This window comes from Cohnella cellulosilytica, assembly GCF_042431195.1.
Lineage (GTDB): Bacteria > Bacillota > Bacilli > Paenibacillales > Paenibacillaceae > Cohnella > Cohnella cellulosilytica.
This window is the reverse complement of the sequence record NZ_JBHMDN010000042.1, coordinates 1-24,596: the sequence shown is the minus strand read 5'-3', so window position 1 is coordinate 24,596 and position 24,596 is coordinate 1. Positions and strand designations below refer to the sequence as shown.

At 58.1% G+C, this 24,596-nt stretch carries 18 protein-coding genes; 3 read left to right on the top strand and 15 right to left on the bottom strand.

Annotation, left to right across the window (positions count from 1 at the left end; translation table 11 throughout):
• Positions 1 to 2: 2 nt before the first annotated feature.
• From ACFFT4_RS26575 to ACFFT4_RS26525, 11 genes are all read right to left on the bottom strand, one after another.
• Entirely contained in the window at positions 3 to 701 is a 699-nt protein-coding gene (locus ACFFT4_RS26575) for a sugar transferase (RefSeq protein WP_378052055.1), read from the bottom strand.
• Between the two features lie 26 nt (positions 702 to 727).
• Entirely contained in the window at positions 728 to 1,624 is an 897-nt protein-coding gene (galU, locus tag ACFFT4_RS26570) for a UTP--glucose-1-phosphate uridylyltransferase GalU (RefSeq protein WP_378052054.1), read from the bottom strand.
• A 341-nt stretch (positions 1,625 to 1,965) separates the two neighbouring features.
• Positions 1,966 to 2,733 carry a YveK family protein gene (locus ACFFT4_RS26565; protein WP_378052053.1) on the bottom strand — a complete coding sequence of 256 codons (768 nt, stop codon included), beginning with the start codon at positions 2,731 to 2,733 and terminating at the stop codon, positions 1,966 to 1,968.
• A gap of 91 nt (positions 2,734 to 2,824) precedes the next feature.
• The gene (locus tag ACFFT4_RS26560; protein WP_378052051.1) at positions 2,825 to 3,502 is read right to left on the bottom strand and encodes a CpsD/CapB family tyrosine-protein kinase; all 678 of its coding nucleotides are present in this window, start codon (positions 3,500 to 3,502) and stop codon (positions 2,825 to 2,827) included.
• 181 nt (positions 3,503 to 3,683) lie between these two features.
• A complete protein-coding gene (locus ACFFT4_RS26555) occupies positions 3,684 to 4,457 on the bottom strand; it encodes a tyrosine-protein phosphatase (RefSeq protein WP_378052050.1) in 774 nt (257 codons plus the stop codon).
• Between the two features lie 17 nt (positions 4,458 to 4,474).
• On the bottom strand, positions 4,475 to 7,303 hold the full coding sequence (locus tag ACFFT4_RS26550) for a glycoside hydrolase family 97 N-terminal domain-containing protein (RefSeq protein ID WP_378052049.1): 2,829 nt from the start codon (positions 7,301 to 7,303) through the stop codon (positions 4,475 to 4,477).
• A 775-nt stretch (positions 7,304 to 8,078) separates the two neighbouring features.
• Positions 8,079 to 8,873 carry an ABC transporter permease gene (locus tag ACFFT4_RS26545; RefSeq protein ID WP_378052048.1) on the bottom strand — a complete coding sequence of 265 codons (795 nt, stop codon included), beginning with the start codon at positions 8,871 to 8,873 and terminating at the stop codon, positions 8,079 to 8,081.
• The gene (locus tag ACFFT4_RS26540; RefSeq protein ID WP_378052046.1) at positions 8,857 to 9,783 is read right to left on the bottom strand and encodes an ABC transporter ATP-binding protein; all 927 of its coding nucleotides are present in this window, start codon (positions 9,781 to 9,783) and stop codon (positions 8,857 to 8,859) included. Before ACFFT4_RS26540 ends, ACFFT4_RS26545 begins: the two co-directional genes overlap by 17 nt.
• A gap of 148 nt (positions 9,784 to 9,931) precedes the next feature.
• Positions 9,932 to 10,087 (bottom strand): hypothetical protein, encoded by a 156-nt coding sequence (locus tag ACFFT4_RS26535; RefSeq protein ID WP_378052045.1) that lies wholly within the window; start codon positions 10,085 to 10,087, stop codon positions 9,932 to 9,934.
• 27 nt (positions 10,088 to 10,114) lie between these two features.
• The gene (locus ACFFT4_RS26530; protein WP_378052043.1) at positions 10,115 to 11,200 is read right to left on the bottom strand and encodes an LCP family glycopolymer transferase; all 1,086 of its coding nucleotides are present in this window, start codon (positions 11,198 to 11,200) and stop codon (positions 10,115 to 10,117) included.
• Between the two features lie 17 nt (positions 11,201 to 11,217).
• Entirely contained in the window at positions 11,218 to 11,682 is a 465-nt protein-coding gene (locus ACFFT4_RS26525; protein ID WP_378052041.1) for a hypothetical protein, read from the bottom strand.
• Positions 11,683 to 11,921: 239 nt separating this feature from the next.
• Here ACFFT4_RS26525 and ACFFT4_RS26520 point away from each other — a divergent pair, with 239 nt between their 5' ends.
• The gene (locus tag ACFFT4_RS26520) at positions 11,922 to 12,296 is read left to right on the top strand and encodes a helix-turn-helix domain-containing protein (RefSeq protein ID WP_378052040.1); all 375 of its coding nucleotides are present in this window, start codon (positions 11,922 to 11,924) and stop codon (positions 12,294 to 12,296) included.
• 594 nt (positions 12,297 to 12,890) lie between these two features.
• Here the strand turns inward: ACFFT4_RS26520 and gltB are convergent.
• Positions 12,891 to 17,495, bottom strand: coding sequence for a glutamate synthase large subunit (gltB, locus tag ACFFT4_RS26515; protein WP_378052039.1), 4,605 nt, complete (start codon positions 17,493 to 17,495; stop codon positions 12,891 to 12,893).
• A gap of 146 nt (positions 17,496 to 17,641) precedes the next feature.
• Here gltB and ACFFT4_RS26510 point away from each other — a divergent pair, with 146 nt between their 5' ends.
• Complete coding sequence (locus tag ACFFT4_RS26510; protein ID WP_378052037.1) at positions 17,642 to 18,931, top strand: SGNH/GDSL hydrolase family protein; 1,290 nt, start codon at positions 17,642 to 17,644, stop codon at positions 18,929 to 18,931.
• A gap of 143 nt (positions 18,932 to 19,074) precedes the next feature.
• Here ACFFT4_RS26510 and ACFFT4_RS26505 read toward each other — a convergent pair whose 3' ends face one another.
• Positions 19,075 to 21,348, bottom strand: a complete 2,274-nt coding sequence (locus ACFFT4_RS26505) for an Ig-like domain-containing protein (protein WP_378052036.1) — start codon at positions 21,346 to 21,348, stop codon at positions 19,075 to 19,077.
• A gap of 172 nt (positions 21,349 to 21,520) precedes the next feature.
• Positions 21,521 to 21,901 (bottom strand): kinase-associated lipoprotein KapB, encoded by a 381-nt coding sequence (gene kapB / locus ACFFT4_RS26500; protein WP_378052035.1) that lies wholly within the window; start codon positions 21,899 to 21,901, stop codon positions 21,521 to 21,523.
• A 103-nt stretch (positions 21,902 to 22,004) separates the two neighbouring features.
• On the opposite strand from kapB, the gene ACFFT4_RS26495 reads away from it, so the two are divergent.
• The gene (locus ACFFT4_RS26495) at positions 22,005 to 23,120 is read left to right on the top strand and encodes an MGDG synthase family glycosyltransferase (protein ID WP_378052034.1); all 1,116 of its coding nucleotides are present in this window, start codon (positions 22,005 to 22,007) and stop codon (positions 23,118 to 23,120) included.
• Positions 23,121 to 23,302: 182 nt separating this feature from the next.
• Here ACFFT4_RS26495 and ACFFT4_RS26490 read toward each other — a convergent pair whose 3' ends face one another.
• A complete protein-coding gene (locus tag ACFFT4_RS26490; protein WP_378052033.1) occupies positions 23,303 to 23,962 on the bottom strand; it encodes a hypothetical protein in 660 nt (219 codons plus the stop codon).
• Between the last annotated feature and the right edge of the window lie 634 nt (positions 23,963 to 24,596).

Genomic DNA, 24,596 nt, shown 5'->3' with positions numbered 1-24,596 from the left:
CCTTAATAAGCGTCTTTAGCCTTGAACATAACGACCACCGTTTTTAGGATCAGCTTGAAGTCCAGCCAGACCGAACGGCGTTCGATATAATCGAGATCCATCTCCACCATCTCCGCGAAATGAAGACGGTTCCTCCCGCTCACCTGCCACAATCCGGTACAGCCCGGCTTGACCTGCAGACGCAGGAGATCGTACCCGGTATACCGCTCGACCTCCTCCGGCAGCGGCGGACGCGGTCCGACCAGGCTCATGTCTCCCCGCAGCACGTTGAACAGCTGGGGCAGCTCGTCCAGGCTTGTCTTGCGCAAGAAGCGGCCGGTCCTCGTAATTCGCGGATCGTTCTTGATCTTGAACATGGCGCCTTCCACTTCGTTCAGATGCCGGATGCGGTCCATTTGCTTCTCCGCGCCGCCGATCATCGACCGGAATTTGTAGATCCGAAACGGCTTGCCGTCCTTGCCGAGCCGGGTCTGGGTGTACAGCGCCGGACTGGACGGCTCCTCCAGCTTGACCGCGAGCGCGATCAGCAGCATAAACGGCGCGAGCAAAGGAAGCGCGGCCGAGGTCAGGACGAGATCGACGATCCTTTTGACCCGATCGTATGCGGAGCGGGCGGTACGGGTCTGACTGAGCGTATAGGGAGTGTATGACGCGTAGGAAGTCGAAGCGATTTCCATATTGGCTTCTTTTGAATTTGGCATGATCGTTTCATCCTCGGAGATCCGTATTATAGTCGATAGGATTGAGCGGCCTGCAGCAGCTGTTCCATTTCCTTCAGAACCGGATATTTCAATTCATCGTTGCGCAAGGCGAAGTCCAATGTCGTCAGGATGAAGCCGAGCTTCTCTCCCACGTCGTATCGACGTCCGTGAAAATGATAGGCGTACACCTGATCCAGCTTCGACAGGCGCTGAATGGCATCGGTCAATTGAATTTCTCCCCCGGTTCCGACGACGTGCTCGTCCAGCAGCACGAAGATGTCCGGCGTCAAAATATAGCGGCCGAGTATGGCCAGATTGGAGGCAGCTGTCCCTCGCGGCGGCTTCTCGACGACCTCGGACACGAGGGACAGCCGTCCCTCGCCCCGCTCCGGCACGACGATGCCGTATCGGTGCGTCTCCTCGTACGGGACCGGCTGAACGCCAACGACCGATTTCTGCGTCTGCTGGAACTGCTGCATCAATTGCTGGAGACAAGGCGTATCCGCCTGAACGATGTCGTCGCCGAGCAGCACCGCGAACGGCTCGTTTCCGATAAATTTGCGGGCGCACCAAATCGCGTGTCCGAGCCCGAGGGGCATTCTCTGGCGAATATAGTGAATGTCCACCAGATTGGAGGACCGCTGAACCTCCTCCAGAAGCTGAAGCTTGTTTTTCTCGTACAGCGTATGCTCGAGCTCGAAATGACTGTCGAAATGATCCTCGATGGCGCGCTTTCCCTTGCCGGTCACGATAATGATCTCCTCGATGCCCGACTGCACGGCCTCCTCGACGATGTACTGAATCGTCGGCTTGTCTATGATCGGAAGCATTTCCTTCGGCATGGCTTTGGTCGCCGGCAAAAAGCGCGTGCCGAGACCGGCCGCCGGAATAATCGCCTTCTTCACTTTTTTCCACTTTCTCAACGTCAACCCCGCCTTTTCGCAGTTAATCATTATAAAAAGATCAAGATCGGCTTCTTGCCGCGAATCCACAGGCAGATTTCAGTCAAAGCGATACGGCGCCGGGCGCCGTTAACCGGGAACGTTCAAAAAGCCGCTCCTGATCCTTCTATATGCGAGCGTTCAATAAGTCGGTAATTAGTGGGGCATCCAACCCCTCCTCACGTCAAACCCTCGACGATTCACGTCTAAGGCGGAGAACCGCCCACAGCTTGACCGAGTGCCTGACAAGATAACGGCGGATCAGGCATTGCCGCCCCGAGCGGGTCGGGGACTGGTATTGGCGTCCGTTAGCCGGACAACCGTCAAATCTGCTGCTTGAAGCGTATCGGCAGCGGGTCTCCGGCAGCGCCGGCGGACACCGGAGCCGGGCGGGACGTCTTGCCGAGCTCGGACCGCTTGATTTTGGAAATCTCGGCCAGCGTCGGCTTGTCCAGGTAATGCCGAACGTCCTTCTCGTCCTTGAGCGTATCGTCCATATATTCCTTCAGGAATACGGCCGACACGGACGCGATCAACGACAGAATGAAGGCCAGCGCAAGCTTAAACGTCAATCCCAGGGAAATCGGCACGAGCCCGGAGGGATTGTTCGATTCGCTCAGAATCGTAACGTTGTCTACGTTCATGATCTGAGGAATCTCGTCCCGAAAGACGCGGCCAATTTCATTCGCCAGTGTCACCGCCCGAGCCGCCGATTCATCGCGGTAAGCGATGCTCATCACCTGCGAGCTCGAGGAAGAGTGCACGCGCGTCTTGCGAATCAACTCGTCGGCTGTCAGCCGGTATTCGGGATGCTTTGCCGCGACCTTCTGCATAATGACCGGCGTAGCGATAATTTCCTTGTACGTGTCGATCATCATGATATTGGAAGTAATCAGATTGGAATCCGGGCGCATCAGACCGTCGACTTGATTGGCGGTGTTCACGATCAGCTTGATGCTCGCTTCGTAGACCGGGCTTGCGTAGAGACGATCGTAGACCGCAGTGGCTCCGCAGCATAAGAGGACGATTCCGCAAATCAACCACCCTCTTTTCAACAGAATTCTCAAGTACTCTTTCATATCCGGCTCCATAATCAGCCTCCGATCGCCTTAATGAAACGAAATGTATCATCACATCTTTTAATCTATGCTACATTTTGTATCATGTCAAGCTTATTTTTAATTACATCTCGTAACGGTAGGAAGCCTTCTTTTTCTTCGTGCGATTAAGCACGGTGCCGATCACGTTGGACTGCATGTATTCCAGCTGGGCGATCGCTTTCCTGGCCAATTCCCGCTTCGTGGAACGGCATTGGAGAACGAACAGCACCCCGTCGACCTTCGCGCCGAGCACCTGCGCGTCCGTAACGGCCAGTACCGGCGTCGTGTCGAGCAGGACGAATTCGTACTCCTGCCTGAGTTCGGCGAGAAGCTCGTCCATTCGCTGCCCGGCCAGCAGCTCGGCCGGATTATGGGGAATCGTGCCGGAAGGCAGCAGGCTTAAGCCTTCGACATGGGTTTCCTGGACCGTCTGCCTGAGCGTGAATTGTCCCTTCAGCAGGTTCGACAGCCCCGCGCGGTTCGTCTTGTTGAAGTAGCAATGCTGCGCCGGTCTGCGCATGTCCGCGTCGACGATTACCGTTTTTTTGCCCATCAAAGCAAAGGCGGCGGCCAAATTCACCGCCGTCGTCGATTTGCCGGCCCCCTGCTCGGCGGACGTTACCAGCAGCGTTCGCAGCGGATGATCGACGGATGACCATTGAACGTTCGTCCGCAGCGTCCGGTAAGCTTCCGCGTGGACGGAAACGGGATTATCGACGGTAATGATGGCTCGGCGTTTCGTCATGGTTGCGCTAGTCATGATAGCCCTCCTCAATTTATGATACAATTCGTAACCTTCACCTCTTAAAAATACGCTACTATTTGTATCATGTCAACCTCTATTTCCTTTTCCCTCTGCCAGACCGGTACGTTCGGCCATAGAAAAAAGACGCCCGGCAGCCGCGATAAAAACGCGACCGTCAAAAGCGTCCAAACTGGCGTTAAGGTATCCGAATATTCCACCATCGCACACCGGTCTTTCGAGTAACGAATTCCTCTCTTCGCAGCTCCTCGTCCCGAACGAGCCGTTCCGCGTTTCGCATCCACAGCTCCGGCAGCCGGTCGCCCAATTCGCCGGCGGCCAGCGCATAGGCCGCCTCCAGCCTGTTCGGCCGAGAGCCCAGGTTGTGGGCATCCGAGGCCAACAGATGAACCCAGCCATTCCTGGCCATCGTCCAGGCGGCCTCCTGCACGGCTTTTCCGTGATGCCCCGTCAACGACGAGGCCGTAAGCTGCGCATATGCGCCTTCGCGCAAAAACGAATACAGCTTAAGCGGATCCTGCACGAACGGAAGATGCCGTTCCGGATGGGCGATGACGACGTGCAAGCCCCTTGCCCGGAAGGCGGCCAAATCCTCTCTGAAAGAGGCCGGCGTTCTCCGATGGGGAAGCTCGAGCAGCGCGTACCCGGTCGAGCCGAGCGTCTGCAGCCCCTCGACGGCGCGGTGCCAGGGCGCGTTCCCCTCCCAATGAAATTCCTGCCCTTCCAGGACGGTAACGGCAAGGTTCTCCTTCTCGGCCATCTGGTTGAAACGCCCGACGATCTCGCGGATTTTCTCCGGCGGATTGTCATAGGGCGCTCTCCGATGGTGAGGCGTGGCGATTATCGTGCGAACGCCCTGGGCCGCGGCGTTCCCCGCCATCTCCATGCACGTCTGCCACTCGGCCGGTCCGTCGTCGCACATGGGCAGCAGGTGGCAATGCGTATCGATCAAGGCACTCACTCCCCGCATTATTGAACGAGCTCCATCCGCAGCAGCTCCGTCCCGGCGCCGGCGGACAGACGTAGGCGATTCGTTCCTTCCGCAAGCTCGACGGACCGGATCGCCTCGGCCGCTTCTCCTTGCGTGGCGGACAGCCGCAGCGGTTCGGAGAGAGATCCGTTAACGCTCAAAGCAGCCTCGGCGTCTACCGCAGACCGGTAAACGAGCCGCAGCAATCGCACACCCGCGGCCGTCGAAGGCACGCTTGCCTCCAGCGACGCCTCCCCGGCCGAAGAGTCAGTCCCCTTCATTTCGTATTTGGCGGAGACGGGCGCCCATACGATCCGCTCGATCGAAGCGGGGAAATTCGCCCCGCCGATCAGTTCCAGACGATGAAGCCCTGCCGTCAGCTCCGCCGTAAACACCGACTTCCCGACGGGCTCGAGGGGCCCCGTCGCGGGCAGGAGGACGTCGAACGCGGAACCGTCGTCCCAGGAAGCTCGCACGGCTCCGGCCGTTAATCCCGGATTCTTGTAGTAGACGGTCACCGCGTAGGTTCCGTCACGATCGAACCTCATCCGGTCGAAGGCGCGCCTCGTTTCCAGAGCCGTTCTCTTCTCGACGCCCGTTCTCGAAGGCGATACTTGAATTCGGTCGATCGCCGGAGCCTCGTTATCCAAGGCGGTGAACTCAATGGAATTGGCGTTTTGACTCAGCTCCACGAACAGCTCGCGCACGCCCGGCTTATCCAGCCCTATTCCGGACGGAGGGAGCTCCACGATCTGAACCGGACCTTGGTTAACGCGCATGCCCAAACGGCCGGGCTCGTCCGACACATAGTGCAGCACGACTCTGTGCATGCCTTGGGCCGGCGCGGAAATTCGGGAGAACCGCACGCCTCCGCCTGCGGCCGCCTCCACTTTCCGGTAACCCGAGCATCCCGTGCATACCGTCTCCGTCGTTTGCCCCAGCTTGATCGCCGTTGCGCCTTCCGCCTCGTACGTGTCCCCCTCTTCGCCTTCAAGCTGCAGCGGAGTTTGCGACAGATGAATCGCCAGGCCTCCGTTTTCTCCGAGCGGAATGCGCAAAGTATCTTCCCTCGTCACCGTCCGGCTGCTCACGTCGATTTTCCAAGCCTCGTTCCCGTCTTGAAAAATCGTTGCCGTATAACGTCCCGGCCCCAGAAAAGACAATGGAATATCCGCTTCCCGGGCATCGGTCGAGACGGAGCCCACAAACCAGGTCTCCCCGCTGCGCCGAGCCAGCGTTACGTATTCCCCGGGGTAGCCTTCCACGAACCGCAGCTCGTCCCAGACGGCGGGAACGGCTTTCAGAAAATGGCGGCCGATCCAGTGCGCATACACATTCACGTTATCAGCAAAATGCTGAAGATGGGATTCGAACAGCACCGACAGAGCCAGCTGATTGGCAAACGTCGTCATGCCTTCCGCTTGCGACAGCGTAACCGGCGTATAGTCCATCGGTCCGACCACGCCCCGCGTGAAAGGAACGGTCGCCTCGTGGGTGGCCACCTGCGGCTTGCCCTCGATCTGCCATTCCGCTCCCCTCACCGCCTCCAGCGCGAGAATATTCGGCCAAGTCCGATTTTCACCCGCCGGCTTCGTGCTTCCATGAAAATCCAAAATCAAGCCCTGCTCGAACGCTTTGCGGGCGATTCGTTCGTAGCTTCTCATCGTCTCCGTATTGTCGTTTTCGAAAAAGTCGACCTTCAGTCCCGCAACGCCCCAGCTCTTCCATTCGGGGAGAAGACGATCCAGCTTGTCCTGCGTGTCCAGGTCTCTGGAGTGCACCCAGATGATCACGCCTACGTTTTTCCCCGCGGCGTACGGGATTAACGATTGAATTTCCCACTGTTCCCATTTGGAATCGACGGTCACGTATTCCCAGCCCATCCGGGAGGCGAAATCCACGTACCTCATCTGATCCTCGAGCTTCTCGTCCACATCCTCGGACCAATAGGACCACACCGCTCTCCCCGGTCTGATCCAGGAGATGTCCGCTTTGGGCGCAAGAGGCGGATTCAGGCTGTAGACGAGATTGGATTCCACGATTGTTCCCGGCCCATCGCCCACGATGACCGCACGCCAAGGCGTTCGGAGCGGACCGGAGGCATCGGCGCGCCCCTTCTGCTCTTCGGGAAACGCCAGCTTCAGCAAGCCGTCCCGACGCTGGCTTCCGACCAGCTGCGAAGCGGGATAGCCGCCCCCGGAATTAAAAACGCTCGCCTCCGTGATCAGAGCCCAGAAGCGATGATCCTCGGTCGAGAACAGCGCCGGCATCAAATACGAGTCTTCGTTGATTTCCCGTATCGCAAGCGGCTCGTAAGTGGCTTCGTAATGCGGCGCGTAATCCGCAAGCCACCCGATCGCGTCCGAGGGCAGGCGGAATCCGCTCTCTTCGCCGAGGACGACCTGCCGTCCCGTCCCGGGAAGCACGTACCGGAAAGCGATTCCGTCGTCGTAAGCGCGGATTTGCAATTGCATGACTTCGTTATTCTTGACGAAGTCGACCGTCCATTCGTTCGCCCGGACGGAATGCGGTTCGGTCTGAGCGCCGCCAATCCGATACGTCTCTTGAACGCGGCGGCGGCTCTCTTCGGCAAGCTTAGCGCCCGAGCTGAAATCGACCTTATCCGTAACGAGCCCGAGCGGGGAATTCGTCAGGACCGGAATATCACCGTAATACAGATCGTAGCACCACTTCCCGTCCGGCTGTTCCTCCAGCCGGAAGACGATTTGCCCGTTCGGGGACCGTATTTCCGGCTGCACGGGCTTTTCCTCGAATGCGGTCATTACAGCGCTCAACAGCATCATGAACCCATAGAACAATGCCAGCATGGTTCCTGCTCCCCTTTGCTTATCCCGTATCCGACCGATAATCTCCGCTGCTCTCTGCCATCTTCGCTGACCTTTGCTAACCTCTGCACCTTTGCCGACCTTCGCTGACCTTCGCTGACCTCTGCTGACCTCTGCTGACCTTCGCGGACCTCTGCCGATCTCTGCCACCTTCGCCGACCTTCGCGGACCTCTGCTGACCTCTGCCACCTTCGCCGACCTTCGCGGACCTCTGCTGCCGACCCTTTCTGACCTCTGCTGATGGCTTGGCCGATCCATTTGATACAAATTGTATCATTATTTCTCGGGAGTTGGCAACTACATAAGTTAAACCAAAAATAACGGTCTGACAGAACGTTAACGGGCCGAATAGGGTGGAATCGCGGGAATAGCGGTCTGGCAGACCGTTAACGGGCCGAATAGGATGGAATCGCGGGAATAGCGATCTGGCAGACCGTTAACGGGTCGAATATGGCGGAATCGCGGGAATAGCGGTCTGACAGAACGTTAAAGGACCGAATAGGGTGGAATCGCGGAAATAGCGGTCTGACAGACCGTTAATGGGCCGAACACATCGGCGGAATCGCGGGAATAGCGGGCTGCCCGGAAGCAAATTACAGGCAGCAATTCAGCCATGGCGAGGCTTCGTCGAATGCAAAAGAGCTGCCTCAGAGCAAGCAAGTACGCTTGCTTGTGAGACAGCTCCCGTTTCAGAGCGGCCGATTTGGAGCACAGTAGAGTGCGCAGTTGGTTGAAAAGCAGCAGGACCGCAGAGTCCTCAGGCTGCCACGTCCCGCTTCCGAAACACCGTCCAGGAGACGGCGTTGAAGAGGACGAAGTAGACGGCCAGAACTGCAAGCGAGAAGCCGAGCGTCATCGGGTGGCTGTAGATCGGTCCGCTGCCTCCGTCGACGTAGCCGGTCAGATCCAGATGGACGAAAAGAACGTACTTTACCCATGCCTTGTTCGCCAGCGCGAACAGGTTGGTAATCATGCTCCCCGCGAACAGGAAGACGATCGACAAGCCGATCGCCAGTCCGCCGCTGCGGAAAGCCGAGGACATCGTAAAGCCGAACGTCACGATCATAATGAGAGTAATGAACTGGAGCAGATAAAATCTCAGCGCATATTCCCAGTTGGACAATCCGGTTGACGACAGGGCGGAATCGCCCAGCCCGAAGATCAGCATGTTGAACAGCAGCGTCACAATAAACGCGGACACGGTAAAAAATAACGCAAACAGCAGCGTCGCTACATACTTGGACAACAAAATCGTCGAACGGCTCCAAGGCCGGATCAGCAGCAGCTTGATCGTCCCCCATGTGAACTCGCCGGCGACGCTGTCCGCGGCGACGACAACGGCGAATACGGTAATAAGGGAGTAGAGAATGTACGACTCCGTCATCATCATGCTCCAGCCGGACAAGTCGTTCCCGCCGGCCAGGTAGACCGCCAGAGACACGAACAGCGGGATGAGCAGGACAAAGCCGAACATGATCCACGTGCGGGTTCGGCGATAAATTTTCATATTCTCGTTCAGGATCAGGTTCATAAAGTTAGCCAATGGATTCACTTCCCGTCATCTCGAGGAATTGGTCTTCCAACGACTTCGTTTTCACGCGAATGCCGTAGACGTTGATTCCCGCTTCCACCAATTTGCGGTTCACGGCCGCGATCCCTTGGCGATCGGACGCCAGCGTGAGCAAGCCGTCCTCGATCCGGCCTCCGCCCTGACCCTCGAGAACGCCGAGCGCCGCGTCGGGACGATCGACGTCGAATTGGACCTCCTCCAGGGCGGCGTTCTCCCTAGCGGCGTCTTGTCCTCTGATCGAACGGACGTCGATGATCCGGCCGTTCTGCAGGATGGCGACCCGGTCGCACATCAGCTCCATCTCGGATAGCAGGTGCGAGGAGACGAGCACGGCCGTCCCTTCGTCCCGGGCCAGCTTGCGCAAATAATCCCTGAGCTCCCGGATTCCGGCGGGGTCCAGCCCGTTCGTAGGCTCGTCCAGCACAAGCAGCTTCGGCCGATGCATGACCGCCTGCGCGACGCCCAGCCGCTGCCGCATGCCGAGGGAATACTTCTTCACCTTGTCGTGAATGCGTCCTTGCAGTCCGACCAGTTCGATAACCTCTTGAATTCTCTCCTCCGTAACGGAAGGGTTCATCCGGGCGTAATGAAGCAAATTTTGATAACCTGTCAGAAACTTGTACATCTCGGGATTTTCCACGATGGCGCCGACATGAACGATCGCCTTGGGGTATTCCGTCTTGATGCTGTGCTCCGCGATGTGAATATCTCCCGCGGTCAAGCCCATCAAGCCGACGATCATGCGGATCGTCGTCGTTTTGCCCGAACCGTTCGGGCCCAGGAAGCCGAACACTTCTCCCGGCCGTACTTCGAAAGACACTCGGTCGATGATCGTCCGTCTGCCGATGACCTTCGTCACGTTCTGCAACCGGACGACAGGGGTCTGTGACATTCGCTTACCTCCGGCATGTTCAATTTGTTCCAGTTATATTATACCAACAATGCCGGTCCAATCCGAACCTTTACCTAAATTTAAAATAGGCCGCCCCCCGTCCGTTTTGTTCGACGAACGGAGGAGCCGGGATAGCAGCTTATCGGCGTTAGCCCGACGCGCCCGTCAGCAGCTTGCAATTGACGCAGCAGCCGAGCGGATACTGCGCGCGGTAAAACCCCGTGCGGAACAACAAACCGGCCTGCTCGATCGTCTTCAACTGCTCGCACTTCACGCAATAAAACAACACGGTCTGATTCTTCATCCGTATCCCTCCACGATCCGTTTCGTTTTAATTGGCGCCCAGGCCCTTCAGCATCTCCGACTGGATTCTGCGGCGTTCCTCCGCCGTAATCGTGTAATAATAAATTCCGTCGATCGTTTTCCCCTTCCCTTGCAAATACATAATATCGACGCTGCCGATCGCCGACCGATACTTCGCAACCAGGTCGAACATCTGGCCGGGAGCCAGATTCGTTCGCACGTATTCGGACAGATGGGACAGCAGCTTTGGAAGCTTCGTCACCGTTCCGGCATCGGCGACCCGGTCGATCGCGTCGGACAAAATCTGCCGCTGTCTCTGCGTTCGCCCGAAATCTCCTTGCGGATCCTGCTTGCGCATCCGGCTGTAGGCCAGCGCCGCTTCGCCGTCCAGATGCTGCTTGCCCGCCGGAAAGGAGTAGCCCTCGTAATCGAACGCCCGCGTATTATCGACGTCGACTCCGCCAAGCGTATCGACGATGCTGACGAGCCCGTCCATATTTGTTTTCATATAATAAGCGATCGGCACCCCGAAGGCTCTCTCCACCGCTTCGACGGACAACGACGTGCCGCCGAAGGCGTAGGCATGATTGATTTTGTCGTACCGGCCTGAATTCGGCATAAGTACTCTCGTATCCCTGGGGATGGACAGCGCAATCGCCCGGCCGCTGCGGGGCTGCACGGTCAGCAGAATCATCGTGTCGCTCCGCCCGCGGTCTCCCGGCCGCTCGTCCACTCCGAGCAGCAGCATGGCGAACGGCTCCTTGTTCGCCGTATTCGGGTTCCGCAGCCTGGCGACGTCTTCCTCGCCGATTTTCATCGGCTCCGATGGATTCGGGTCGAGCGTCCGAATCGGAATGACCGGCGCCTCATCTTCCGCTGCCGGTTCAATCTCCTCCGCCGCGTTTGCCGGGGCTTGCGGCGGCCGGCTTGCCGGCTCCTCCTCCGTCTCGAACACCGGATCGACCCACTCCGCGGACGGAAGCGGCTCGTACATGGCGTTCATCGTTCGCTGGGCGGATACCCACACGTATCCGCCGGTTGCCAGGGCGATCAACAACGCCGCAGCCATCGTATAGCCGAGCGCTCTAACGACTTTTTTCCGATTCGGTCTCATCGTTCCCTCTCCGTCTCCTACGAAGTCACGTCCAAATGCCTGAACTGGCCGTCGTCCTCGTCGCGGCGATCGGCCACCTTTTTGTACAGCGTATGAATATGCGGACTGGCCGCCAGCATCGACCGGATGTATTCGTCGAACCGATAGCGAAAAGCGTGCCGTTCCAACGCCGTCATTCGCCACTGTCCGCCGTAGAAGAACAGCCCGTCCTCTTCGCCGGCATGCAGCAGAACGATTCTGGGCTTCGCCGTATAATGACCGAGCTGCGCTTCGACTCTCCACTCCACATCGTCCCGCACCGGCAAGCGCAGATTAGTGGCAAAGCTGCAGCCTCCAAGGCCGATATCCCGCAGCAATACGCGCTGAGCGCGGGTTCGCAGCTCTCTGTCCCGCACCTGCCACAGCGTCAGCTCCACGTACAGGGGCGTTTGCGGCCGGAAGCGAAGATGCTCCCTTCTATTGACGGCAACCTGTTCGTCCATCGCTGAATCAAGCTCCTGACCGATACAAATTGTAACGAGAGATGCTCTCACTTTAAGATACAAAACGTATCAAGTCAAGAAAAAAATTGGAATTCGAACGATATGCCCCCGTTTATTTGCAATTTTACGTGGTAAATAATAAAATAGAGTAGCGCTCCTTGCGACATTTTGTCGCATTTAATGAAATTGCCTAGGTTCCATATTATGATGAAATCAAAGACCATCCTGGGAGGGATCTGATGAATATTGGTAGTCGTCTCGCCTTTCTAAGAGACCAACGCGGTTTAACTCAAGAAGAACTTGCTGCTTCCTTGGGCATTTCTCGCGCGGCGCTGTCCCATTACGAGAAAAGCCGCAGAGAGCCCGATACCGAGACGCTAGGCAAGATCGCCGATCTGTTCCAGGTTTCTATCGATTATTTGGTAGGCAGAACGCCTCATCCCCAGACCACTCTGGACCCCGAGATCCGTCAATTCGCCGACGAGCTGGAGCTGTCGGACGAGCAGATTCTCGATCATTTCGCTTTAACGGTCGACGGACGCAAGCTGACCGCCGAGGAGGCGCGCCGCTTCATCGCCTTCGTGCGGGCCGAACGCAATATGAACAACGGATAAAAACGATTTACATACAAAAAAACCTCGCGAACGGATGCTGTTATCCGCCCTTCCGAGGTTTTTTCATGCAGCCTCTATGTCGTGAACTTGGAACTTCGACCTTCGATTCGCGCCGCGAATTCATCCGGCCACTTCTCCTTATGTATGCCCAATTGTTCCAGAATCCTGCGGATGTCAACTTCCAATGGCTGCTTGCGTGCGCTTTGATCCATCGGTATTCCTTTCTCCATCTCCGCCCTCATACCCTCTCTCGATCCCGGATTGCCAAACTAAATCTAGTATAGGATGTAGGACTTGCGGAGGGTGTCGACCGATGTAAGCGTATCCGTTTTTTTATTCGGAGGTTTTGTCGAAAAGGCCCCTCTTCCGCGAAAAGCCTGTAAACCGGACGAATCCGGCCAAGCCAAAACGCCTTCGGAGCCCCGGGAACCGCATCCGAGCAGCGAACGAAGCTCCCAACCAGGGGGCCGATGCCGGGGAAGCTTGATGAGCTTGACGAAGACGAGGAAGGCAGCGATAAACGTACAGAATGGAAAAAGCGGCGGAGGCGCAAGCGCTCCCGCCTGCCGCTTCCGCCGCGATAACCGATGTCCATTAGTTGCCGCCGACGCGGGACAGATCGCGCATGTTGGCCTCGAAGGCCGCCAGCATCGCTTGCTCCCCGCTTAAGCCCCGGGCTTTCGCGTCGGCGATCCGCTCCATCATCCGCTTGTAGTCCTTCGGTATGACTTTGACGAACCGGCTTACGAAGCCGTCCCAATCCTCGAGCACCCGGCGTCCGAGATCGCTGTCCGTATATTGGACGTGCTTGGCGATCATCAGACGGACCTCGGCGATCTCGTCTTCCTCTTCCAAATATTCCAATCCGACCATCTCGTAGTTGCACCGTCTGGCGAATTCGCCGTCCCAATCGACGATGTAGGCGATACCGCCCGACATGCCCGCCGCGAAGTTGCGTCCCGTCCTGCCGAGCACGACAACCCGTCCGCCGGTCATATATTCGCAGCCGTGATCGCCCACGCCCTCCACGACGACGTTAACGCCGCTGTTGCGCACCGCGAACCGCTCGCCGGCCGCTCCGCGAATGTAAGCTTCGCCGCTGGTCGCGCCATAGAACGCGGTATTGCCGATAATGACGTTGTCCTCCGCCTGGAACGTCGCCCGGGGGGACGGATAGATCGCGAGCTTGCCGCCGGACAGCCCTTTGCCGACGTAGTCGTTGGCGTCTCCCTCCAGCGTCAGCGTCATTCCGCTTGGCAGGAACGCGCCGAAGCTCTGCCCCGCCGTCCCGACGAAATGGAACTTGATCGTATCCTCCGGCAGCCCCTCCTTGCCGTAACGCCGAGTCACCTCCGAGCCGACGATCGTGCCGACGACGCGGTTCGTGTTCTTGACCGGGAAAACTCCCGCGACGCGCTCGCCTCGCTCGAGCGCCGGAGCCGCCGCCGCGAGCAGCGATTGCATGTCCAGCGATTCTTCAAGCAGATGGTTTTGCGCCTTGGCGTTAAAGCGGAAGGAGCCCTTCGGCAATTCCGGCATATACAGGAGCGGCGTCAGATCGATGCCTTGCGTCTTGTAATGCTTGATCGCGTGCTTGACGTCCAGCCGGTCGACCCGTCCGACCATCTCTTCGACGGTGCGGAAGCCGAGCTGGGCCATAATTTCGCGGAATTCCTCGGCGAGGAATTTCATGAAATTGACCACGTAGTCCGGATCGCCCATGAACTTCTTGCGCAGCTCCGGATTTTGCGTCGCCACGCCCACCGGGCAAGTATCGAGCTGGCAGACGCGCATCATCACGCAGCCGAGCACGACCAGCGGAGCGGTGGAGAAGCCGAATTCCTCGGCCCCGAGCAGCGCGGCGATCGCGATGTCCCGTCCCGTCATCATTTTGCCGTCGGTCTCGACGGTGACGCGGTCGCGCAGATTGTTCAGAATGAGCGTCTGGTGCGTCTCCGCGAGGCCCAGCTCCCACGGCAGACCCGCATGGCGGATCGAGCCGATCGGGGAAGCTCCCGTTCCTCCGTCGTACCCGGAGACGAGGATGACGTCGGCGCGCCCTTTGGCCACGCCGGCGGCAATCGTGCCGACGCCGACCTCGGAGACGAGCTTGACGTTGATCCGTGCCCGCGGGTTGGCGTTCTTCAGATCGTGAATGAGCTCGGCCAAGTCCTCGATCGAATAGATGTCGTGGTGAGGCGGCGGGGAGATCAGCCCTACGCCCGGCGTCGTGCCCCGAACTTCGGCGACCCAAGGGTACACCTTGCGGCCCATCAGCTGGCCGCCTTCGCCCGGCTTGGCGCCCTGCGCCATCTTGATCTGAATCTCTTCCGCGTTGGACAGATAATAGCTCGTGACGCCGAAGCGGCCCGATGCGACCTGCTTGATCGCGCTGCGGCGGGAGTCGCCGTTCGCGTCCGGCACGTAGCGCGCGGGATCTTCCCCGCCCTCGCCGGAATTCGACTTGCCGCCGATTCGGTTCATCGCCACGGCCAGCGCCTCGTGCGCTTCCTTGCTGATCGAGCCGAACGACATCGCTCCGGTCTTGAACCGCTTAAAGATCGATTCGACCGGCTCGACCTCGTCAAGCGGCACCGGCGGCTGATCGAACTGGAACTGAAGCAGCGAACGAAGCGTACGGATCTGCTTGTATTCGTCCTGCACGAGCGCGGAGTATTTCTTGTACGTCTCGTAGCTGCCCGTGCGGGTCGCCATCTGAAGCGTATGAATCGTCTGCGGGTTGAATAGATGCTCCTCGCCGCCCTTGCGCCACTGGTAAGCGCCGCCGGAGTCCAGCTCGCGCTCGGCGCCGACCTGCGTCGAGAACGCCCGGTTATGCGCCGCCAGCGTCTCCCTTGCCAGCGTCTCCAGGCCGATGCCTTCGATTCGGGAAGCCGTGCCCGCGAAAAACTGCTCGACCACCTCGGTGTTTAAACCGACCGCTTCGAAAATTTGCGCGCCGCGGTAGGATTGAATCGTGGAGATGCCCATTTTGGACAGCACCTTCACAACGCCCTTGGTCGCCGCTTTAATAAAGTTTTTGATCGCTTTCTCATGCGAAATGTTGCGGATCATGCCTTGGCGGATCAAGTCGTCGAGCGTCTCGAACGCCAGATACGGATTCACCGCGCTTGCGCCGTAGCCGACCAGCAGGGCGAAATGATGAACCTCGCGCGGCTCGCCGGATTCGAGCAGAATGCTGACCTTCGTCCGCGTGCCTTGACGGATCAGATGGTGATGCAGCGCCGATACGGCCAGCAGCGACGGAATCGCCGCGTTGTCGGCGTCGATGCCTTTATCGGACAAAATGAGAATGTTATGCCCTCTGGCGATGACCCGATCGGCCGCCTCGCACAGCAGCTTCAGCGCGTCGCGGAGCCCCTGCTCCCCATCCTGCGAAGGGAAGAAGATCGGCAGCGTAATCGACTTGAATCCGGGGCGATGCACGTGCCGCAGCTTCGCGAACTCCTCGTTCGAGAGAATCGGCGTATACAGCCGGATATGACGGCAGCTTTCCGGCTCCGGGTTCAGCAGGTTCCGCTCCGGTCCGACCGTCGTATACGTGGAGGTAACAATCTCCTCGCGGATCGCGTCGATCGGCGGGTTCGTCACTTGCGCGAACAGCTGCTTGAAATAGTTGAACAATCTTTGCGGCTTCTCCGACAGCACGGCCAGCGGGGCGTCATAGCCCATGGAAGCGAGCGGCTCGACGCCGGACAGCGCCATTGGCTCGATCACCTTGCGCACGTCTTCGAACGAGTAGCCGAACGCCTGCTGACGCATCTGCACCGTCTCGTGGTCCGGCTCCGGAAGCTCCGGCGCTTCCGGCAAGTCGCCCAGATCGACGAGATGGTCGTTCAGCCATTCGCGGTACGGATGCTGCGTGACGATCGAACGCTTCACTTCCTCGTCGGAGATGATGCGGCCTTCCTTCGTATCGACGAGCAAAATCCGTCCCGGACGCAGCCGGTCCTTCAACACGATATCCTCCTGGGGAATCTCGATGACGCCGGCTTCCGACGCAAGCACGATCAGATCGTCCTTCGTCACGTAATAGCGCGCCGGACGCAGGCCGTTGCGGTCGAGGATGGCGCCGATCTGCACGCCGTCCGTAAAGCCCACCGCGGCCGGGCCGTCCCAGGGCTCCATCAGGCAGGCGTGATATTCGTAGAAGGCTTTCTTCTCTTCGTCCATGTACTCGTCGTTCTGCCACGGCTCCGGCACCGTCATCATCGCCGCGTGAGCCATCGAGCGTCCGGCCAAATACAGAAACTCGAACGTATTGTCGAACATCGCCGTATCCGAGCCGTCCGGAGCGATGATCGGCTTGATCTTCTCCAGGTCGTCGCCGAACAGCTCCGATTGGAACAGCGTCTGGCGGGCATGCATCCAGTTGATGTTGCCGCGCAGCGTATTGATCTCGCCGTTGTGAATCAAATAATGGAACGGATGCGCACGCTCCCAGCTCGGGAACGTATTCGTGCTGAAGCGCGAGTGGACGAGCGCCATCGCCGTCTCCAGCCGCGGATCGTGCAGCTCCGGGTAGAACAGCCCGACCTGCTCCGTCGTAAGCATCCCTTTATATACAATCTTCTTGCTCGAGAAGCTCGGAAAATAAAACATGTCCGCGCCCTCGATATCCGCATAGCGAATGGCCAGCTCCGCGCGCTTGCGGATGACGTACAGCTTGCGCTCGAACGCCAGATCGTCCGTCAGGTCGGCCGAACGCGCGATAAATCCTTGCCGAACGAACGGCTTAACCTTGCGCGAAGATTCGCCCAGCGGCTCGTCGTTCGTCGGAACGGTGCGCCAGCCGATCATCGTCTGGCCCTCCTCGGCGACGATCGCCTCGACGATTTCCTCGTGCTTGCGGCGAACGGCTTCCTCCTGCGGCAGGAACGTCATCGCCACCGCATATTGGCCCTCGTCCGGCAGGGAGAGCCCCAGCTTCTCCGCCTCCGCCCGGAAGAAGCCGTGCGGAATTTGCAGCAAAATTCCGGCCCCGTCCCCGGTGCTCGGCTCGCTGCCCTGGCCGCCGCGATGCTCCATATTGAAAAGCAGCGTCAACGCTTGCTCGACGATGTCGTGCGATTTCTTGCCTTTAATATGAGCGACAAACCCCATGCCGCAAGCGTCCTTCTCGAAGCGCGGATCGTACATTCCCTGTTTGACGGGCAGGCCTTTGCGCATCTCTACCATGTATATCAACCTTTCTGTGTGCAATATAGGAAAATAGGTCAAACGGCTTCAAATCCCGTTCCGTTTCACCTAATATAAGTAGTGGAAGGAGCAGTCGGCTCGCGGGGTCTGCTGCAACGACAATCCCGAAGGAGGAAAAAAATCATATGCCGCTCTTATTGCGTCGCTCATTCACGCTCATAACCTTGGCTGCCGCACTGCTGGCAGCCGTCCTGCCCACGGCCGCGCTCTCGCCGGCTTCGGCCGCCTCGCCGGAGGCCTACCGAATCGTCGTGCTTGGCGATTCCGTCAGCGTCGGGTACGAACCGATCGAGGAAATCAAAAACGGGACGGCAGCGCCCTATGGCTATGCAGATCGCCTGCTCGAACAGTCCTTGTTCCGGACCCGCTCGACGCTGGCCAACTACGCCATTCTGGGACTGACGGCTCCCGGACTTGCCAATCTGCTTCAAGGAGCGGCGGACGGCAAAACGCTTCAAGCCGCCGACCTGCAAAACTTCTCGTCCTTCGACCCCCGCGTCGTCGCGTATGCCGATGGTGTAGCCGGCAGAACGCGCGAGCTGGCGGCCGACTTGGCCAAGGCGGACCTGGTCGTCCTGACGATTGGCGGCAACGACTTCAGCCCGCTTATCAAGGCGGCCGTCGAAGGCCAATCTGCAGCGTCCGCAAGTCAAATTATACAGGACGGCTTCGGAATGAGAATGAATGATTATACAGAAGATTTGGATAAAGTGATGGTTGGCCTGCACGCGCTGGCTCCGGACGCCCGCATCGTGATGTCCGATCAGTATTTGCCTCTGTTCAAGGGGCACGAGCTGTATCCGCTGCTTCTGGACAAGGTCAAGGAGCTGTCCAAAGCTTTGGACTTATTCGCCGAATCGACGAACGAACGGGGCATCCCGCTGAAAGTCGCCCACGTGTCCGGCAAATTCGCCGGCAAGGAAAGCTCTTATACTTATTTTAACCTATTCGACAACTTCGACATTCATCCCAAGCAGCCGGGCTACGAAGCGATGGCCCAGGCGTTCGCGGAGACGATCTGGGACGACGGCTATCGCAAGCCCGCCCCGCGCGCGGAGGAAGTTCCGGTATCGGTCGTCATCAACGGCAAGGAGCCGCCGAGCAAGCCGACCTTGATCAAAGGGACGACGTTCCTGGCACTGAGGGACGTCGCGAACGCGGTCGGCGCCGAGCTGAAGTGGAATCAAGCGAAGAAAACCGCCACTTTCAACAAAAGCGGCAAAGAAGTCGTCGTCACGATCGGCTCCAATACGGTCTACGTCGACGGGATCGCCCGGCCGCTTCAAAATCCGGCCTACTTCCAGAAGGAGGGCAAAGACGTCAAAACCTACGTCCCGCTCGCCATCGTCAGCGACAGTCTGGATTATCAAGTCGTGTTCCGCAAACCGATCATGACCGTATTTATCAATTCCTGATGCTATAACGCCAGGGCGTGTCTGCATACTCCGAAGCGGGTTTGCATACACACTCTAGCATGCCCCGTTGCCGAATAATCGCCGCAAAAAAAAGAACTGTCTCATAACTCGAGTTATGAGACAGTTCTTTTTCTATATCCGTATTATTTAACCGTGACACGAATTGTTACCGTCTTGCCCCCGAAGGAGCCTTTGATCGAGACGGTGCCCTTGCCCTTAACCGAGATTTTGCCGTCCGCGACGGTCGCTACGGACGCTTTGGAGCTCGTCCACGTCGCCTTCGTCGTTACGTTCTCGGTCTTGCCCGTCTCGTACAGCGCCGTAAGCTGGACGCTCAGTTGGCTGCCCACGGCCGCCGCCTTGAAGGAGGTGTCCGAAGCGGTCAGCTTCGTCAGCTTGGCCGTTACGACGTAAGGGACCTCCAGCGTCTTGCCCTGCACCGTCGCCGTCAGCTTGCCGCTTCCTTCGGTCAAGCCTTTCACGGACGCGCCCTTGATCGATACATGCTCTTCGTTGGACGCCTTCCAGGAAACTCTCGAGCCCAGCGACACCTTCTTACCGCTCTTCGTCGTTCCCGTCACCTTGATCGACTTCGATTTGTTTAGCGTAACGCTGACCGTGGTCGGCGCGATCTCGAACGACGTGAACTCCTCCTCGACCGTTACCTTCACTTTGACCGTTTTGTTCAAATACGTTCCGGTCAATGTCGCGTTGGCGGCGAGCAAGCCCTTCATCGTATCCTTCTTGACGAGCAGATTCGGCGTCGAAGACTTCCAGACGATCTGGTCGGCAAGCTCCTCGCCGGACACCTCGTCGCCGTTCTCGTAAATGAGCCTGATCTTCGGCAGCTCGGCTTCTTTGCCGATGACGACGCTCATCGTATCCTGCTCGGGAATAAGCGCCAGTATTTTATTGTGCACCGTGACGTCAACCGTCGCTTCGATATTCTTGCCTTCGACGCTCTCGATGGTGGCCGTCAGCACGGCCTTGCCCGGACCTTCCGCCTTCCACTTGCCGTCCTCGATCGAGACGACGTCCGTATTGCTGGAGGTCCACTGGGCCAGCTTGCTTACGTCCTTCGTCTCTTCGGCGACCGTCGTTCCCGTGAGGCCCGGCAGCGTACCGTCGTCGTCGACGTACACGTCCATCTCCGTCTTGTCGACCTTGAACGATTCGATCGTCGGGAACACCGTCACCGAGACCGACCTGGACAAGCCCAGATAAGAGACATTGATCGTCGCCGTGCCCGTACCGTTAGGCTGCACGTACACCTTGTCGTTTTCCTGGCGAATGACCGCGACCGCCTGATCGCTGTCGGAGATTTTCCATTCCGCAAGGCTCGTGACATTCTCCGGACCGTTCTCCAAATTTCCGCTGTTGGCCGTCGCCGTCAGCTCCACCCTCGAGCCGTACAGCGTGACGTAGATCGAATTGTTCGGAGAAATCTTCAGCGCTTCGTACTGCGTCTTCACAATGACCGTTATGGTCCCGGAAGCGCCGTTGTGCTTGGCCGTAATGACGGCCGTGCCCTTGCCGACGGCGGTCAGCTTGCCGTCCTCGTCGACTTTGACGACGGCGGCGTTGCTGCTCGTCCAGTCCGCATCGTCCGTAACCGTCTGCTCCGTTCCGGAATTCAGCGTCGCGACGGCTTTCAACGCCTGCACGGGTCCGCCGATATACATCTCGACCGGACCTTGCAGCGTGGTGTCATCCGCAGACTTGAACTTGATTTCCTTGTAAGGCGACTTGATCTTCAGCTCGATCGAGTCCGTCTTGCCCTTGCTCTTGGCCGTGATCTTCGCTTCGCCGGCGGAGACGAGCTTGACCTTGCCCTTCTCGACCGTGGCGACGTTGGCGTCGGAAGTCGTCCACGTCGCGGTGGAGGTGACGTCTTCGGTCGAACCGGTGCCGCGGGTGCCGGAAGCTTTCAATTGAAGCTCTTCTCCGAGCTCAACCTCCTTCTTCTCCGGCGCGTCGGACGAATCCAGCTTCAGCTTGAGCTCTTCGAAATAGGGTTCCGAGGTGACCATGAACGTATCCGTCTTCTCTTTGTACCTGACCGTGATCGTAGCCGAGGAGACGGCGCCCGTGGCGGTAACGACGCCCTTGGATACCTTGATTGCCGAGGAGGTCGAGGACCAGGTCGCGTCCTCCGTCACATTTTTCTCCCCCGATATGGACATGCTGGCATAGGCGTTCAAAATAATCGAGTTGTCGTCTACGTAAAGCTGACCGGGCTCCTGCTCGGAGGTGGTAATGTAGACGGAATTGACGACGTCGTCGGCCGCCGCGGCCACGCCGCTGAACGAGCCCCCGACCAGCGCAAGCGCGAGAAGAACGGCGAGAATACGATTATAAATGACTCCGGGACGTGTCGGCACAGTCGGACGTTTCGCTGTTTTGCTCCACATATTCATCTGTAAGCGGATCCTCCATAAGCATCATTCTTTTTTAAACACTCTATCTCTATAACGGCTTTCCCGGTTCGATCTTGAAGGTGAAAACGGAAATTTCCCGCTTTTTTCACGCAAAAAAGCCGACTTTAGGCCCATTAGCCTAGAAGACGGCTTTCGTTTCGGCTTCGTTTCTTTACAGCCCGTAATCTTTGCGCAGCGTCTCGAGATTGTCCAGACACCGCTCGGCCCACCTCTTTAACCGGTCGGTCCGTTCCTGCTCGGCGGCGAGCGCCGCCCTTAACGATTCGCGATAATCGGGAATCTCTCCCGCATACGGCTTGGCCGTCTGAATCGGCACCCACACCTTCTCGGTATGCGCGAGCGCCCGGCGCTCGTGGAAGATCGCGACATCGGGATCGTAGGAGCTGTGCAGATCCCCCTGCGTCGGATGACGCAGCACCGCCAGCACCCGAACGAGCGCCCTCCGGTCGTCCCGATCGATCGTTTCTCCGAGGTAGTCCCCCGTTTTATAGCTGATTTTCACGATTTCCTTGCCGGCTTCCGTCTCATTCATAGCCGCAGACCTCCTATTCGACAGGTTTCATCTTATTGTACCACTTGTCCCTTGTCCCGCTTCGGCGTAATATGGTAATAGGAAAAGTGGAGGAATATTGCTGATGCGTAAAAAGAGAGTTCTGCTGCTTTCCGAAGGTTTCGGTACCGGACATACGCAGGCCGCGTACGCGCTGGCCATGGGGCTGCGGCAGCTAGCGCCCAAAATTCAGACGAGGGTCATCGAGCTCGGCACTTTCCTGAACCCCGTCATCGGCCCGATGATCTTGTCCGCCTACCGCAAAACCGTAAGCAAACAGCCCAAGCTCGTCGGGAAAATGTACCGAAGCGGTTATCATAAATCCTTGAACCGGGTCACGCAGTTCGCGTTGCACCGCATTTTCTATAATCAGGTTTCGGACGTCGTTCGGCAGCTCAAGCCGGATTCCATCGTCTGCACCCATCCGATCCCCAACGCCGTCGTAAGTCGGCTCAAAAGGCTGGGACTGGACGTACCTTTGTATACGCTGATTACGGATTACGACGCGCACGCGACGTGGACGAACCCCGAGGTGAACATGTATCTGGTCAGCACGCCCGCGGTGCGGAACAAGCTGATCGCTCGCGGCATTCCGGCGAAGTCCATCGAGGTGACCGGCATTCCGGTCCATCCGAACTTCTGGCACCCTCACGACAGAGCCGAGATTCTGTCACAGTTCCGGCTGCGCGACATGCCGACGGTGCTCATTATGGGGGGCGGCTGGGGACTTCTGTACGGAGAGGAGCTCGTCGAATATATGACGACCTACGCCGACCGGATTCAGATTATTCTATGCATGGGCAACAACGACAAGGCCAAGGAAAAGCTGCTCGCGGATCCCCGGTTCCAGCATGCGAACGTTCATGTGATGGGCTTTACGAAGGAGATCAGCAAGCTGATGGACGTCTCCGACCTGCTGGTGACGAAGCCGGGAGGCATGACCTGCACCGAGGGGATGGCCAAAGGCATTCCGATGCTGTTCTACGAGCCGATTCCCGGCCAGGAAGAGGAGAACGCCGAATATTTCGTCACCCACGGCTTCGGCGAGCTGATGACGAGCAACGAGGCGATCGACCGCTGGTTTCGCCTCATTCAGGAGCCGTACGCGGCCGACCAGCACCGGGATACGCTGCTGGCTCTGCGCAACGCCGAATACAACCCGGCCAAATGCTCGGAGGCCGTCCTCGCGCTGATGCAGTGACGATCTCCGGCAGCGGCTGCGGCTGCGGAACAATGAAGGGGCTGTCCCTTAAGCGATTCAAGCTGCTCTTAAAGATAATCGACGAACCAGGCGGAAAGGGATGTCCCCTTTTCCTTTGTCCATCGATTATCTCAAGCAGCTCCGCTTAGGGACAGCCCCTTGCTCGGTGCCGGGTTACATCGTTATTGCGCAGGCGCCTCTTCCGGCAGAACGGAAGTTTCGAACACTTCGCCGGTGCTTTCGTCAATCAGATTGAAAACAACTTTAATGTCTGCTTCCTCTACTCCCGAATAGACCTGGTACATCAAGCTTTGCATGGCAAGCCCGAAGATCACCAGTCCGTCCGCGCTCTCCTCCGACTCGTAAGCGGCTTTGTCTACCGTAATGCTGTATTCCTGGAAGGTGGCTTCGTCATAGGACAGATCCCTGATCGAAGTCGAGGCTTGATCGGCCGATTCAACGCCCTCGATTACGCTCAGCAGCTCCGAGTGGTACTTCTGCAGCAGCTTATCCAGATTTTCCCGGGAGATGACCGCCGTTACGCTCCCGTCCCCGTTTTCCGTAATGCTGGCAGCGCCCGCTTCCTTCACCTCTGCGGTCATGCCTTCTACGTCTCCGGACTCGTTCAAGGAAGCCGGGAAGACGATGCTCACTTCGTCCGTGTCGGCGGCGACGCTTCCTTCGGCGTCGGAATTCGTCTCGGCGCTTGGACTTGCCTCTGCGCTCGGGCTTGCTTCCGGGCTGCCGCCTGTCGCGGCGGCAGTGTTATTTTCCCCGTTGTTGCCGGAACATCCCGCCAGCAGTAAAGCCGCAGTCAAAATCAAAATCGAAACCTTCTTCATTGTCTCTCGCCCCCTTTTCATTTGAATGCCCCTCCCTCTTATAGCTCGCTTTTCACAGGGATAGTCCATTCGTCTGAAATTATAGAATAGCGCAGGCCCCTTAAATAGTGTCTTTTATCACGGATTATGTCATATGACAAAATGAATGATTTCGGATCTACATCCATTTTTATACATCTATCACAAACTTCTCGAAGAACGGTCTCGCAAAAACTGTGGCTGACCAATTGGCGTACCTGACACTCGCCGGAATCTTTTGAAGTAAAGGTGTACGAAATCGATTAGCCTCCGCTGCGACTTTACCCGTTCTCCGACAGGCGACTCCTCCGAGCCTTCAGGCTCCAGAATCGGTCGAAGCCGCCCAGTAACGGCCTCCCTGACCGTTAAAAGCGGGCAGTTGCTCGAATGGGCCTGCGTAGCGGTCTGTCAGACCGTTAAAAGCGGGCAGATGCCCGAACTGGCCTGCGTAGCGGTCTGTCAGACCACTAAATGCGGGCAGTTGCTCGAATTGGCCTGCGTAACGGCCTGTCAGACACTAGCCATGCGTAAAACCTGACATAAAAAAAGACAAGCTATATGTTACTAATTATGGTAATTGTTAATTGTTTTACCTGTCCATCCATAAAAAAATCTC

Coding starts and splice junctions, on each gene's coding strand:
- ACFFT4_RS26505 (WP_378052036.1), bottom strand. CDS start 21,348: ATGAATATGTGGAGCAAAACAGCGAAACGTCCGACTGTGCCGACACGT.
- ACFFT4_RS26575 (WP_378052055.1), bottom strand. CDS start 701: ATGCCAAATTCAAAAGAAGCCAATATGGAAATCGCTTCGACTTCCTAC.
- ACFFT4_RS26530 (WP_378052043.1), bottom strand. CDS start 11,200: ATGAGACCGAATCGGAAAAAAGTCGTTAGAGCGCTCGGCTATACGATG.
- ACFFT4_RS26550 (WP_378052049.1), bottom strand. CDS start 7,303: ATGCTGGCATTGTTCTATGGGTTCATGATGCTGTTGAGCGCTGTAATG.
- ACFFT4_RS26510 (WP_378052037.1), top strand. CDS start 17,642: ATGCCGCTCTTATTGCGTCGCTCATTCACGCTCATAACCTTGGCTGCC.
- kapB (WP_378052035.1), bottom strand. CDS start 21,901: ATGAATGAGACGGAAGCCGGCAAGGAAATCGTGAAAATCAGCTATAAA.
- ACFFT4_RS26495 (WP_378052034.1), top strand. CDS start 22,005: ATGCGTAAAAAGAGAGTTCTGCTGCTTTCCGAAGGTTTCGGTACCGGA.
- ACFFT4_RS26540 (WP_378052046.1), bottom strand. CDS start 9,783: ATGTCACAGACCCCTGTCGTCCGGTTGCAGAACGTGACGAAGGTCATC.
- ACFFT4_RS26520 (WP_378052040.1), top strand. CDS start 11,922: ATGAATATTGGTAGTCGTCTCGCCTTTCTAAGAGACCAACGCGGTTTA.
- ACFFT4_RS26490 (WP_378052033.1), bottom strand. CDS start 23,962: ATGAAGAAGGTTTCGATTTTGATTTTGACTGCGGCTTTACTGCTGGCG.
- gltB (WP_378052039.1), bottom strand. CDS start 17,495: ATGGTAGAGATGCGCAAAGGCCTGCCCGTCAAACAGGGAATGTACGAT.
- ACFFT4_RS26565 (WP_378052053.1), bottom strand. CDS start 2,733: ATGGAGCCGGATATGAAAGAGTACTTGAGAATTCTGTTGAAAAGAGGG.
- ACFFT4_RS26535 (WP_378052045.1), bottom strand. CDS start 10,087: ATGAAGAATCAGACCGTGTTGTTTTATTGCGTGAAGTGCGAGCAGTTG.
- ACFFT4_RS26560 (WP_378052051.1), bottom strand. CDS start 3,502: ATGACTAGCGCAACCATGACGAAACGCCGAGCCATCATTACCGTCGAT.
- ACFFT4_RS26525 (WP_378052041.1), bottom strand. CDS start 11,682: ATGGACGAACAGGTTGCCGTCAATAGAAGGGAGCATCTTCGCTTCCGG.